Raw genomic sequence first — 13578 nt, forward strand, 5'->3', positions numbered from 1 at the left:
TCCTGCAGAACCGTATATTTTTACAGAATCAAATGTTTCTTGCAGATGTTCACAGCTCCCGAGAACAGCGCCGCCCCAACCAGCCAGAAGGCCGGAATCGCCAGCCACGCCCATGCGGGCGCGGTGCCGTCGAAGAGCCCCCATGATCGCCCCTCCGCAATCTCCGCTGACGCCCCCAAGAAATTGAAGACGTTGCCGGACAGCCCGAACAGAATCCAGAACAGCGGCATAAGCGGCTTCAGGCTCGACTTGTGAAGCAGGCCAAGAAGCAGTCCCAATGCGAGCAGCATCGGCGAATAAACGATCAGAAGCAGCAGGTATTCTCCTTCTTGCTCGAGCAGCCGCCCGAATGCCGCGAAGCCGACTCCGTTGACCGCCGCATAATAAAGCTCCAGGACCGCTACCGCGGCGAAGAACAGCACGGAGATCGCCATCGACTGCGCGAACGAAGCGACCAGCTTCGCGGACAGCAGCCGCAGTCGCGAGTACGGCAGCGACAGCCACCAGCCGACGGTTCCGTCTGACCATTCCCGCTTGATCATCCGGTAGGCGAGCATGCAGAAGAAGTAGGGGAATGCGAAGCAAGCGAACAGCAAGTAGTCCGGCTTGAGGGCGTCTTCCCCGCCCCATATGGCAAGAGCGGCAAGGATGACGACCGCAATCACGGCCGCATAGATCCAGAACCAGCCCCCGCGCGCCAACCGCCGAGTCTCGAGCTTAAGCTCATGGCGCACCAGATAAGCGAATTGATCTCTCTCCATCATTCAAGCTCCCCCTTAACCGTACAAGCTGCGGTAGATGTCCTGCATCGACCCGCTGCGCGAGCGCAGCTCCTCGACGCCGCCGCTCAGCGCCGCTCTGCCGTCCTTGACGAACACCGCATGATCGAACAGGCTCTCCGTCTCCGCGATCTCATGCGTGCAGATCAGAACCGTCTGCCTTCTCGTCGCGAACGCATCGATCAGCGCCAGCACAATCTTCTCCCGCGAGATCATGTCGATGCCGGAGAACGGTTCGTCCAGCACGAGCAGCGGCACCTCGCGAGCGAGACAGAGCGTCAGCATCAGCCTCGCCTCCTGCCCCTTGGACATCCCTTCCGTCTCCAGATCCGCCTCCAGCCCGAGCGAACCGGCCAGCTCCCATGCCGTATCTCGCCGGAACTCAGGGAGCAGCTTCGTCCCCCACTCGATCGCGGACTCCACCGTCTGGCCCTGATACCACCTCGCCCGGTCGGGCAAGTAGGAGACGAGCCGATTCTGCCGCCAGGACGGCCGCTCTCCGAGCACCGTCAGGCTGCCGGAATCCGGAGCGACCAGACCCGTCAGCATTCGCATGAACGTCGACTTCCCGGCGCCGTTCGGGCCGAGAATCGCCGTGATCGCGTACTCCGGCACTTCGATGTCGAAGTTGTCCAGCGCCTTCCGCTTGCCGTAGCGCTTCGTCAAGCCTTCTCCCTTGATCGCCGCCTTCACTTAGCCCCATCTCCCTTCGCCTTCAGGATGCTCGCGATGTCCGCAGCCGTGAAGCCAAGGCTGTTCATCCGCCCGAGGAATTCAGTGACCGCCTCCTCCGCCAGCCGATGCCGAATATGGCTTACCTTCCCGGCGTCGGTCGTAATGAAGGTACCTTGTCCTCTTCTCGTCTCGGTCAACTGGTCTCGCTCCAATTCCTGATACGCCCTCATCACCGTATTCGGATTGATCTTCAGCGCTTGCGCCATCTCCCGTACGGACGGTATCTTCTCACCCAAGGCAATCTCACCCTTCGCAATGGAACTTCTCACTTGCTCCAGAACTTGCTCGTACAGCGGCTGGCTCAGATCGAGAGCGAACCGCATCCCGCCGACTCGTATCTCATTCAAGCGGGCACCTCCTCCGCGCTCGTATATCGCTTGACTTAAGTGTATTATATCACTTAATACACTTAGTGCAATAGGCAATTTAGTGCAGCGGACAAAAGCCACAAAAACAAAAAAACGTTCGTTCGGCTGCCGCACCGCCGTTGTTCGCCCCTTGCTCACATTCATTTTTCCGCAGCTATTGTTTGGAGTCCTCGCTCGCACCCCATTGGATAACCTTCGTTCGCAACCATTACGCCTCTTCTCCCGCTCGCTCAGGGCTCGCCTTATCGGGTGTTGGAGTCCGCCTTCCCTCCAGTGTGCCGCTCTCTGTTCCAAATTCGGGGGAAGCGCAGCGATTTGCCCGGTCATCCTGAGCGAGCGGGAGAAGCGTGCTAATCGATAATCAGGAGGTGCGGCACATAAGGAGAACCCATGCAGGAAGCTCGCCCTGACGGAATGCGGTGGCGAACATTCGGAATCCGGTCGTCCAACCTCCCCCCGTCTGCAACCTCCTCCTCCTTCCCCTCCTCCTTCTCCACCACCACCGCTCCACCACCACCACCGCCGCTCCACCACCGCCGCCCCCACCACCACCACCACCACCACCACCACCGCCGCCCCCTGTCTGCCATTCGCCCCCCCTGCTCCGATGACTTTTGCGATTTTATGTGAATTTTCACATTCGTCGGCTTGAATTGGAGTAAATCGAGGCGTTTTATGTGATTTTTCGCATGCATACAGCAACTTGAGCCGGAAATGTCTCCATGTATGCTATTTTTCACATATAATCGCTCAACCCACCCGTTATCGTGGTTCGCGAATGTGATTTTTCACATAGATTCCGGGCATCCCGCGCAGCAGCGATCGCCAGTAGCTGCAGATGGCCATGATGATTATGGCGGCTAAGAGTAATGGAGGCGATGGGGATGCAGGAGTTGATGGGGTTGATGGTGCTGATGGGGTTGATGGGGTTGTTGAGGGTTGTTGAGGGTTGTTGAGGGTTGTTGAGGGTTCCTAGGGTTGTTGAGGTTGCTGCGGTTTACTGGCGGCTTCGGTCCAACCGAGACGACAAAAAAAACCAGCCGGCAATCCGTCTCGGCTGGTCTCCCACGTTGTCTTGCCTATTCGCTGCGATTCCGCTGCCGCCTTACTCCTGCCCGAGCTGCTGCACCGACAGCCCCGCCCGCTCCATCGTCTTGCGCATGAGCTCCGGCACCGGCGCGCGGAATTCGCGGCCGTCCGGCAGCTTCACCCTCCACGCGTGGAGCAGTTGGTGGTTCACTCCCGCGAACGGCTTGCCGCCGTACTTCACGTCGCCGAGCAGCGAATGGCCGATGCTCTGCAGATGGGTGCGGATCTGGTGCGTGCGCCCGCTCACAAGCTCAATCTCAAGCAGCGTGAAGCCCTTGCCGTGCTGCAGCGCGCGGTAATGGGTCGTTGCCGACTTCTCCTTCTCCGGGTTGACCCCGAGCGCCCGGCCGTGCTTCGAGCCCGCAACGACCGTCCGGTTGCTCTTCTCGTCGCGAACAAGGCTGCCGGTCAGCGTTCCGTCTCCCTCCAACTTGCCCTCGGCGATGGTGATGTAATACTTCTCCAGCTCGTGCTTCTGAATCCACTGGTTCAATTGGTGAAGCATGCCCGCCGTCTTGCCGACCAGCACGAGGCCGCTCGTGTTGCGGTCGAGCCGGTTCGCCGTCGCCGGCATGAACAAGGCGCTGTCCAGCTCGCCCTTGCGGTAGAGATACGCGTGAACGCGATTGATGAGCGTATCCTTCTGATCCGAGCTGTCCGGATGCGTAAGCATCCCGGCCGGCTTCAACACGACAAGAAGCTGCTCATCCTCATGAATCACGTCGATGTTCGCGTTCACTCCGATGTACTTTGTTTTTTTCTGCCCCTTGGACGCCTCTTCGAACTGCGATTCCTCCACATATAAGACCAGCTCGTCCCCGGCGGCGAGCTCGTAATTCTGGTTCTTGCGCTTGCCGTTCACCTTGATCTTGCCTTGGTCGATCATCTTGTAAATCTGGCCCAGAGGAATGTTCGGCATCAAGCTGCGCATATAACGATGCAGACGCTTGCCGCTCTCCGAAGCGGTGATTTTGCGGGTAATCATGACTGCAGCCACTCTCCATCCTATCGCTGACACTGTCATCAGATTATCAACAACGGCGGGAATGTTCAAGTTATTGTCCATTTGCTGTCGATAATTTACTTGCTATAGCAATATTGACGAGAACATTTATCTCCCGTATAATTTAGTTGCTATAACAACTACTTTTCGCGCAGCCCGTTTTCATTCCTCGCAGACCATTTTCCCACAAAGGAGGTTCGCCATATGCTGCTCGACGATTCCATCGGCTTCCTCATCAATCGCACCGGCCGCCGGGTGTCGCAATTGTTCGCGCTGCGCCTATCCCCCACCGGCGTCACGACCGAACAGTGGTCGGTTCTGGCCAGACTGTGCGAGGAGGACGGAATCAGCCAGAAGGATCTCGCCCATCGCGTCGGCAAGGACCAGACGAACGTCACCCGCATCCTCGACCAACTCGAGCGCAAGGAGCTGATCGTAAGGCGCGTGAATCCCGAAGACCGGCGCTCGTACCTGCCCTCGGTCACGGACAGCGGCCGCCGAGCTTACGAAGAGATTGCCCCCATCGAAGAGAACGTCATCCGCCTCATCTCCGAAGGGATTCCCCCGGAACAGCTTGCCGCTCTCAAGGAGCTGCTCAGCCGTATTGCCGACAACGCCAGCAGCCATCTTAACGATGACAGACCCGAATAACATCCGATTTGACTAACATCCGATCTAACTAACACCAAAGAAGGCGAATCCTCTTGGACAATCGACAAAGCTTGTGGACACGCGATTTCTTCAGCATCTGCTTCAGCAGCTTCTTTATCTTCATTACGTTCTATTCCTTGACGGCGACGCTCCCGACCTTCGTCACGGATGAGCTCGGCGGCAGCCAGCAGCAGGCGGGATGGGTGCTGACGGCGTTCGTCATCGCCGCGGTCATCATGCGGCCGTTCGCCGGCAAGTGGATGGACGGACCGTACCGCTACCTTCTGGTGCTCGTTGCGACGGCCGTCTTTATGGTGTGCGGATTTATTTACCCGATGATCTCCGTATTCGGCATCCTGCTTGTCCTTCGCTTCGTTCAAGGCGCAAGCTTCGGCGCCGCCACGACGGCGAACGGGACGATCGTGACCGAGCTTATTCCCGACAACCGCAAGGGCGAAGGCATGGGCTACTTCACCTTGGCGATGAACCTTGCGATGGTGCTCGGCCCGTTCCTCGGGCTGACGATCATTCAGAACGCCGGGTTCCGGACGTTATTTATCGTATTTATGGCGTTCGGCGTGCTCGGCATGCTGCTCTCTATCGTAGTTGTCCGCGGCCGCAAGAGCTCGGCGAAGACGATGACGGCAGCCAAGGCCGCGCCCCGGGCAACCGCCCCCTCCCCCGCTCCCAAGCGGCGCCTCGACTGGAGGAACTATATCGAACCGAAGGCCGTTCCGGTCTCGCTGGTCTCCATGTTCCTCGCGGTCGCTTACGCCGGCATCTTGAGCTTCGTCCCAAGCTATGCGAAGGAGATCGGGCTGGAATCCATCTCGAGCTATTACTTTATCGTGTATGCGGCGATGATTGTGCTGGCAAGACCCTTCACTGGGAAAATGTTCGACCGGCTGCATCGAAACTATCTTGTCTATCCGACTCTGCTGCTGTATGCGGTTGGGTTGTTCGTTCTGGCGATGGCCGACTCCGCATTCCTGTTCCTCCTGTCGGGAGCGATCATCGGTCTCGGCTTCGGCAGCCTGTTCCCTTGCCTGCAGACGATCGCCATCCAGTCGGTGCCGAAGGAGAAGGTCGGCCTCGCAACGGGGACGCTGTTCATCTTCTTCGACGGCGGCATCGGCATCGGCTCCGCGCTGCTCGGAAGCGTCGCATCGGCGGCGAACAATCGGACGATGTATCTCGTTGGCCTCGCCTCCGTGCTTATCGGCGCACTCCTCTACTTCCTTCTGATGCACCGAGACCGCAAGCCTTCGCGGCAAGCTCAGCCGGTCGAGAGCGCGTGATCGCCCGTGTCCCCGCAGCGCTATCGCTTCGACGGATCGTAGGCTTCGCCTGCGGCGGCCGGCCCCTTCACGCCTCTGCCCGCCGCCCCCGCAAGCACAAGCAGCGTCAACAGGTACGGCAGCATATAGAGGAATTCCATCGGAATATCCTTCGACCAGTCGTACAGCTTGACGAAGTTCCGCAGCGCCTGCGCCATGCCGAAGAAGAACGTGGCGCCCAGAACTCCCCACGGATTCCAGCGGCCGAAGATCATCGCGGCGAGCGCGATGAAGCCTTGACCGGAGACGGTCGTATGCGAGAAGTTGCTTGTCGTCGTCAAGGTGATCGCCGCTCCCCCGATGCCGGCAAGCACGCCGCTGAGGAGAACGCCGATGTAGCGATACTTGACGACGTCGATGCCGACCGTATCCGCCGCCCCCGGATGCTCGCCGACCGCACGAAGACGAAGGCCGAACGGCGTCTTGAACAGCACATAGGCGCTGAGCGGAATGAGCAGGTATGCGATGTAGGTTGTCGGATACGTATTGAACAACGCCTGGCCCAGGAACGGAATGTCCGCGAGAAGCGGCACCGGCCATTTGCCCAACACTTCGTTTAACGTCTCCGTGTCGCCCGCACCGTTGAAAATAATTTTAACCAAATATAAGGTGATCGCCACCGCCAGAATGTTGATGACGACGCCGACGATCGCTTGATTCGCCTTCAAGGTGACGGTCGTATACGCCAGCAGCAGGGAGAACAGCATTCCGCAGCCGATGCCGGCCAGCAATCCGATCCACGGCGAAGCCGCCCCCAAGCCCGCTTCTTGCGCGTAATAAGTCGCAATGGCCGCTCCGAACGCGCCGCCCGTCATCATTCCTTCAAGACCGATGTTGAACACGCCGGACCGTTCGCTGAACAAGCCGCCCATCGCGCCGAAGATCAGCGCCGTTGTGAAGACGAACGTCGAATTGGTCAGGTTCGCGATATCGTTAAGCCAATCCATGCTACGCCGCCTCCTTCCGCTTCGCTTCGCGCCTCGCCATGAATGGCTTGTACAGCATCTGAATCAGCCCTTGGGACGCGACGAAGAAGATGATGCAGCCGATGACGATGCGCACGATCTCCGTCGGCACGCTTGCCGAGAAGTTCATTCCCGCCGAGCCGTAGGTAAGCACTCCGAACAGAATGGAGCTGAGCAGAATGCCGACCGGGTGATTCCCTCCTAGCAGCGCGACGGCTATGCCGTCGAAGCCGTAGCCGGCGGAAGCCGCGCTGATCACCTGGTAGTGGAATACGCCGAGAACCTCGAATACGCCCCCGATTCCCGCGAACATCCCGGCGATCATCATCGACTTGAGCATATTCTTGGGAACGTTGATGCCGGAGAATCGGGCCGCTTCCGGATTGAAGCCGACCGCGCGCAGCTCGTAGCCTTGCTTCGTTCTCCACAGCACAATGTAGAACAGGCTCGTGCAGATCAGGCCGACGACGATTCCCCAGTCCATGCGCGCATTCTCCATAAACGAGGACAGCCAGCGAATGGACATCGACGCAGAATCCCGAATCAGCTCGGACCGCTGCGTCCCCGGCTTCAGAACCAACGTGCGAATCAGATAGTTGGATAGATAAAGGGCGATCCAGTTCAACATAATGCAGGAGATGACCTCATTCACCCCGCGGCTCGACTTCAGATAGCCGGCCAGCGCTCCCCAGAGGCCGCCGATGAGCATCCCGCCGACAAGCGTAAGCGGAGCGTGAACGATCCACGGCAAGAAGTCGATCTTGATTCCGATTAGCGTCGCGCCCGTCATCCCCATAATGAATTGGCCGTCGGCCCCGATATTGAACAACCCCGCGCGGAAGGCAAAGCCGACCGACAGCCCGGTGAAGAGCAGCGGCGTTATCGTGCGGACCGTCTCGCCGATATCGTATTTGGAGCCGAACACTTTATCGAACAAGGCCCCATAAGCTTCAAACGCGTTATAGCCCCCGATCCACATGACAAGAGCTCCGCACACGAGCCCCAGAACGATTGCGATAATCGGCACCCACAAGCTGGAGGCGACGAAGATTCGGCTCCATTCCCTAAAACTCCGGTTGTCGCTCATGCCGCACCTCCGCCTTGTTCGTCCCGTTTATTCGGTGGCCGGCCATCATGAGGCCGAGCTTCTCGTCGCTCACGTCCTCCCGCTCCAGTTCGCCCATAATCCGGCCTTCGTTGATAACCGCGATGCGGTCCGACAGCTTGTACAGCTCGTCCAGCTCATAGGAGACGAGCAGAATCGCCTTGCCTTCGTTCTTCGCCTGCATGAGGCGTTCGTGAACGAATTCGATGGCTCCGATGTCGAGTCCGCGCGTCGGCTGGACGGCAATGAGCAGCCTCGGCTCTCTTGTCAGCTCTCTGGCGATAATCGCCTTCTGCTGGTTGCCTCCCGACAAGGAGCGCATCGGCACTTGAATCCCGGCGCTTCTGACGTCGAACTCATGCGCCAGCCTGACCGCGTGCCGCCGAATCTCCTTGTCGTTCAGGAAGCCGCGCTTCCCGAACCGGTCGTCCGCGTAAGCGGTCAACACCATGTTCTCGCTTACCGCGAAGTCGAGCACAAGCCCGTGCTTCTGACGATCCTCGGGAATCTGCGCCATGCCCGCGGCCATCCGTTCGCGAACGCCGGCCTGCGTCAGATCGGAATCGCCAAGTCTGACGCTGCCCGAATGAATCGGCCGCAGCCCGGCTATCGCTTCGACAAGCTCCTTCTGCCCGTTCCCGTCGACCCCGGCCAGGCCGTATATCTCTCCCGCGCGTATATGCATCGAGATCTCCTCAAGGATGTTCTTGCCCTTGCCGGCCCCTTGGCACGTCAGCTTGTCGATTCTGACGAGGACGCCGCCGGGTTCGCACCGCTGCGTCTCCATCTCGAACGATACGCGGCGCCCGACCATCTTCTCGGCAAGCTCGCTCTCGTTCGTCTCGGCCGTCGCGAGGGTGTCGACAACTTTGCCGCGGCGGATAACCGTCACCCGGTCGGACACCTCCATGATCTCCTTCAGCTTGTGGGTGATCAGAATGATGGACTTGCCCTCGGCGGCGAGGCTGCGAAGAATCCGGATCAGCTCTTGAATCTCCTGTACGGTCAGAACGGCGGTCGGCTCGTCGAAGATCAGAATCTCCGCTCCGCGGTACAGCGTCTTCAGAATCTCGACCCGCTGCTGCATGCCGACCGTAATCTCCTCGATCTTCACCTCGGGATCGACCTTCAAGCCGTATTGCTCCGACAGTTGCCGAACGCGGTCGTTCGCCCGGCGATAGTCGATCGCCATTCCCCGGCGCGGCTCGATGCCCAGCACGATGTTCTCCGCAACCGTGAAGTTCTGAACAAGCTTGAAGTGTTGATGGACCATTCCGATGCCGAGCTTGATCGCCTTGCCCGGCCCGTCGATCGTCTCCTTGTTCCCGTTGATCCGGATCTCGCCCTCATCCGGCTGATAGAGGCCGAACAGAATGCTCATGAGCGTGGACTTGCCCGCTCCGTTCTCCCCGAGCAGGGCATGAATCTCCCCTTGACGCAGATCAAGGCTGATGCTGTCATTGGCGACGATGCCCGGGAAGCGCTTCGTGATCCCCTTCAGCTCGACAACCGGTACCGCTTGACCCATGGCTTGTCAACTCCTCTCGACTTAAAGGCGAATCGCCCGCAAACGGAACAAGGACAAGGCGAAGTGCTGCCTTGTCCTTGCGGCTTGGCCGGCTGCGATTATTCCGTCGGTACGGCGATCTCGCCGCTGATGATCTTCTGCTTGTACTCTTCGACCTTGTCCAGCACTTCTTGAGGGACGTTCGGATTGTCAGCCGGCAGGCCGACGCCGCCTTCCGCCAGGCCAAGCACCGTTGTCGTGCCGCCCTGGAAGTTGCCGGACAGCGCTTCGGACGTTACCTTGTACACCGCTTCGTCAACCTTCTTCATCATGGAGGTCAGAGTGACTTCGCTGCCGAATTCAAGCGACTGATCCTTGTCGACGCCGATAACCCATACCTTCTTGCCGGCGCTCAGGCGGTCCTTCGCTTCGGTGAATACGCCGTTGCCGCTGCCGCCCGCAGCATGGAAAACAATGTCGGCCCCGCCGTCATACAGAGTCGCCGCAGCCAGCTTGCCCAGGTCGGGCTTGCTGAAGTCGCCGACGTAGTTGGTGTTCACGACCGCATCCGGGTTAACCGCCGCGACGCCCGCCTTGAAGCCGGCCTCGAACTTCTTGATGACCGGCAGCTCCATGCCGCCGACGAAGCCGATATTGTTCGTCTCCGTCATCATGCCGGCAACGACGCCGACCAGGAAGGAGCCTTCATTCTCCTTGAACAGAACGGATTGCACGTTCGGCATGTCTACCGTGGAGTCGATCAGCGCGAGCTGCGCATCCGGATTCTGCTCCGCGACGGTCTTCATGGCGTCGTCGAACAGGAAGCCGATGCCCCAGGTAAGCGCGTAGCCGTCCTTGACGAATTGGTTCAGGTTCGGCTGGTAGTCGGCATCCTTCTTGGATTCCAGATACTTCGCTTCCGCTCCGGTATCCTTGGCTACCTTCTCGAGCGCTTCCCAGGCTTGCTGGTTGAAGGACTTGTCGTTGACGCCGCCCGTGTCGGTCGCCATGCCGATCTTCTTGCCCGCTCCGATTGATTCCGCGCTTGCGCTTGGGCTGGCCGATTCGCTCGGGCTTGCCGATTCGCTCGCGGGAGCGCTTGCCGACGGGCTGGCCGCCCCATTGTTGCCCGCATTGTTGCTGCCGCAGCCGGACAGCACCAAGCCAAGCGACGTTGCGGTTGCAAGCAGCAGACTGGCGGACTTCATCGCGTTCTTTTTCATTTTGTACAATCCTCTCCCCACATTGTATCTAGTCTTGTATTGGATGCGCCGCGCGCCGAAGCCCGAAGCCCCGAGGGAACGGCTCGGCGCCGCGCAGAATACCCGGATGGATCAGGCCTGCTTCATCAGCTCCGTTATATAATGGAAGAACGCGTCGCGGTCGACGTCGTAGACGAGCCGGACCGGCCTTCCGTCCTCAGACTGCTGTGTGCGGCCTTGACGGACGCCGTCGGTGCAGACCACGCTGTTCACCGTCTTCACCTTGACGAGATCCGGCTTGCCGATATACGCGGCGGTCAGCACATCCCATAAATAATAGGTCGAATTCGTCTCGAAGAAGATGAGCGGCGGAACCAAGGCGTAGCATTGACCCACGAAGTCGATGGCTTCGTACCTCCTCAGCTTCGCCCAGGCGCTGCGCACCTCGAGAGTCAACGGCACCCGGTTGGTGCTCTCCAGAGCGACCATATCGATCCGCAGCGAGCTCATCCATACCCGAGCCGCCGCCTCCGGGTCCCAGAAGGCGTTCCATTCCGCGGTTCCGTCGTGTTCCGGCTCCATGACATTGCCCTTCGGAAGGAACGTTCCGCCCATCCACACAAGCCGATCGATTCGCTCTTCGATGTCCGGAGCCTCGTCCAAGGCGCGGGCCAGATCCGTCAGCGGTCCCGTCAAGATCAGCGTTGTGTTCCCTTCCGCGCCGCGCACCTTCTCGATCAGGTGGCGATGCGCCGGCAGCTCCGATACCGGGGCTTCCATCACGCCCGACTCGTTCAGAATCGGGAAGGCGTCCACATAGAAGCTGTGAAGCCTCCATTCCTTCGGGAACGGGTTCTTGCCTCGCGAATTGGACTTGGCGACCTCGACCGGCGCCTTGCCGAAGCGATCGATAATTTTCCGGCTGGCATCGAAGGATGGCTCGATGTAGCCATCGGCGCCGATCACGGATACGCCCGTCAGCTTAACGTCTTGCATCTGAAGCAGGAGCAGCAGAGCGATAAAATCATCGCCGCCGCCATCGTGGTTGAAGTAAACGTTCACGCCGACCCTCCATTGCAATCGTGGATTGTGAATTTTCTCTCTCAAAATGTAACTTTATATAACCTAATCAGTTAACATTATGATATATTTACATATTTCCAATGTAAATGTCACATATGTTAACTCATTTTTGTCTATTATCCAGTCTGAAGAACAAAAAAGCAATTATTATTTTGAATTTAGAGTCATATTTTATTACATAACCATAACTTCGAAGTTCCTTCCGCTTTATTCCGATTCGCACACATGCTACAATCCTAGAAAAGAACAACAAAAGAGGAGGATGGCGAGATGGAGTGGAGCGCATCGATCGCGGAGCAGCGCATTCGCGAAGCCGCCCGAAGCGGGAGCTTCGACGATCTGCCGGGCAAGGGCAAGCCGCTGCCCAGAGATGATCTCGAAGGCGTTCCCGACGAGCTAAGAATCGGCTATCGCATCCTGAAGAACGCCGGCGCCCTCCCGCCCGAGCTTGAGCTGCGCAAGGAGATGGTATCTCTCGAGCAGCTTATCCTCGCCTGCGACGACGAAGCCGGGAAGCGGACGTACCGCGAACGCCTCGCCCCGATCAAGCTGAAGTACCAGAGCCTCATGAAGATCAGGGGATGGTCGGGCGCGGAAGCGTTCGAGAGCTATCGGGAACAATTGGAGAATAAGCTGACGAAGTAAGCGCCGCTGCGGAGATCGGGCGGACACACGGAACGAAGGAGGACGGCCGAATGAGTCTGCTGAAGCAATTGCCCAAGGTGGACCTGCATCTCCATCTGGACGGAAGTATTCGGCCCGGCACGATTCTGGAGCTGGCAGCGGAGGCGGGAACGGCGCTGCCGGCAACCGATGCAACGGGGCTTCTCCCGCACATGCAGGCGGATGACGAATGCGCCAGCCTGGTCGAATATCTGGAGAAGTTCAACTTCGTGCTGCCTTATCTGCAGAGCCGGGCATCGCTGCGCAGGGCTGCATATGAGATTGTGGAAAATGCTGCGGAAGACGGCTGCCTCTATATCGAGGTTCGCTTCGCACCGATGCTTCACGTTCATCGGGGCCTATCGGCGGCAGATGCGATCGAAGGGGTAATCGAGGGGCTGAGGGAAGGCGAGGCGCGACATGGCATCAAGGCGCGAGCGATTGCCATCTGCATGAGGCATCAATCCGCCGCCGACAACCTGGAAGTTGTCCGAACGGCCGCATCATACTTGGGCCAAGGGCTCGTGGCCGTCGACCTTGCGGGAGACGAAGCGAATCATCCGCCCGCCCGCTTCCGCGAGGTGTTCGCGCTGGCGCGGCAGCTTGGAATCCCATTCACCATTCATGCGGGAGAAGCTGCCGGGGCGGAGAGCATCGCAGAAGCGATCGAAGGCCTCGGCGCGATCCGAATCGGCCACGGCGTCCGGCTGCGCGAGAATCCGGCTCTGCTCGAGCTTGTGCGAGCCCGCGGCATTCCTCTGGAGCTGTGCCCCACCAGCAATCTTCAGACCAAAGCGGTCGCGGGCTGGGACGATTATCCGATCCGCGATTACTTCGACCGCGGCCTGAGGCTTACGATCAACACCGACAATCCGACGGTGTCCGGCACGTCGATGACCCGGGAGTGCGAAGCTCTCGCGCAGCGGTTCCGCTTCACGCCGGGCGAGCTCGCCTCGCTTATGCGCAACGGCATCGAGGTCGCCTTCCTGCCCGAAGGCGAGAAGGCGGAACTGCGGGCGGAGTTCGACCGCAGGCTGGCGGCTCTCGGGATCGGCGTGTAGCGGTATGCGGCACGGCGGATGAATCGAGGC

The 13578-nt window shown here is 59.3% G+C and carries 13 protein-coding genes; 4 read left to right on the plus strand and 9 right to left on the minus strand.

Annotated features, from left to right (window positions below; translation table 11 throughout):
• Positions 1-20: 20 nt before the first annotated feature.
• The 4 genes from E6C55_RS22830 to E6C55_RS22845 form a co-directional block, all read right to left on the minus strand.
• Positions 21-764, minus strand: a complete 744-nt coding sequence (locus tag E6C55_RS22830; RefSeq protein ID WP_136372133.1) for an ABC transporter permease — start codon at positions 762-764, stop codon at positions 21-23.
• 12 nt (positions 765-776) lie between these two features.
• Complete coding sequence (locus E6C55_RS22835; RefSeq protein WP_136372134.1) at positions 777-1472, minus strand: ABC transporter ATP-binding protein; 696 nt, start codon at positions 1470-1472, stop codon at positions 777-779.
• On the minus strand, positions 1469-1861 hold the full coding sequence (locus tag E6C55_RS22840; RefSeq protein WP_136372135.1) for a GntR family transcriptional regulator: 393 nt from the start codon (positions 1859-1861) through the stop codon (positions 1469-1471). Before E6C55_RS22840 ends, E6C55_RS22835 begins: the two co-directional genes overlap by 4 nt.
• A gap of 1126 nt (positions 1862-2987) precedes the next feature.
• A complete protein-coding gene (locus E6C55_RS22845) occupies positions 2988-3956 on the minus strand; it encodes an RluA family pseudouridine synthase (protein ID WP_168735822.1) in 969 nt (322 codons plus the stop codon).
• A gap of 222 nt (positions 3957-4178) precedes the next feature.
• Between E6C55_RS22845 and E6C55_RS22850 the strand changes: the two genes are divergently transcribed.
• Positions 4179-4625 (plus strand): MarR family winged helix-turn-helix transcriptional regulator, encoded by a 447-nt coding sequence (locus E6C55_RS22850; protein ID WP_136372137.1) that lies wholly within the window; start codon positions 4179-4181, stop codon positions 4623-4625.
• A 53-nt stretch (positions 4626-4678) separates the two neighbouring features.
• Positions 4679-5923 carry an MFS transporter gene (locus E6C55_RS22855; RefSeq protein WP_136372138.1) on the plus strand — a complete coding sequence of 415 codons (1245 nt, stop codon included), beginning with the start codon at positions 4679-4681 and terminating at the stop codon, positions 5921-5923.
• A 20-nt stretch (positions 5924-5943) separates the two neighbouring features.
• On the opposite strand, the gene E6C55_RS22860 is transcribed toward E6C55_RS22855, so the two are convergent.
• The 5 genes from E6C55_RS22860 to E6C55_RS22880 all read right to left on the minus strand — a co-directional run bounded on the left by E6C55_RS22860 (position 5944) and on the right by E6C55_RS22880 (position 11803).
• Positions 5944-6909 (minus strand): ABC transporter permease, encoded by a 966-nt coding sequence (locus E6C55_RS22860; RefSeq protein ID WP_136372139.1) that lies wholly within the window; start codon positions 6907-6909, stop codon positions 5944-5946.
• 1 nt (position 6910) lies between these two features.
• The gene (locus E6C55_RS22865) at positions 6911-8014 is read right to left on the minus strand and encodes an ABC transporter permease (RefSeq protein ID WP_136372140.1); all 1104 of its coding nucleotides are present in this window, start codon (positions 8012-8014) and stop codon (positions 6911-6913) included.
• Positions 7992-9560 carry an ABC transporter ATP-binding protein gene (locus E6C55_RS22870; RefSeq protein ID WP_136372141.1) on the minus strand — a complete coding sequence of 523 codons (1569 nt, stop codon included), beginning with the start codon at positions 9558-9560 and terminating at the stop codon, positions 7992-7994. The genes E6C55_RS22865 and E6C55_RS22870 overlap by 23 nt, the downstream gene beginning before the upstream one ends.
• Before the next feature lie 98 nt (positions 9561-9658).
• On the minus strand, positions 9659-10762 hold the full coding sequence (locus tag E6C55_RS22875; RefSeq protein ID WP_230986819.1) for a BMP family lipoprotein: 1104 nt from the start codon (positions 10760-10762) through the stop codon (positions 9659-9661).
• Positions 10763-10873: 111 nt separating this feature from the next.
• Positions 10874-11803 carry a nucleoside hydrolase gene (locus tag E6C55_RS22880; RefSeq protein ID WP_136372142.1) on the minus strand — a complete coding sequence of 310 codons (930 nt, stop codon included), beginning with the start codon at positions 11801-11803 and terminating at the stop codon, positions 10874-10876.
• 291 nt (positions 11804-12094) lie between these two features.
• On the opposite strand from E6C55_RS22880, the gene E6C55_RS22885 reads away from it, so the two are divergent.
• Positions 12095-12469, plus strand: coding sequence for a DnaJ family domain-containing protein (locus E6C55_RS22885; protein WP_136372143.1), 375 nt, complete (start codon positions 12095-12097; stop codon positions 12467-12469).
• Positions 12470-12519: 50 nt separating this feature from the next.
• Positions 12520-13548, plus strand: a complete 1029-nt coding sequence (gene add, locus E6C55_RS22890) for an adenosine deaminase (RefSeq protein WP_136372144.1) — start codon at positions 12520-12522, stop codon at positions 13546-13548.
• Positions 13549-13578 lie beyond the last annotated feature (30 nt).

The organism is Cohnella fermenti (genome assembly GCF_004801405.1).
Classification (GTDB): domain Bacteria; phylum Bacillota; class Bacilli; order Paenibacillales; family Paenibacillaceae; genus Cohnella; species Cohnella fermenti.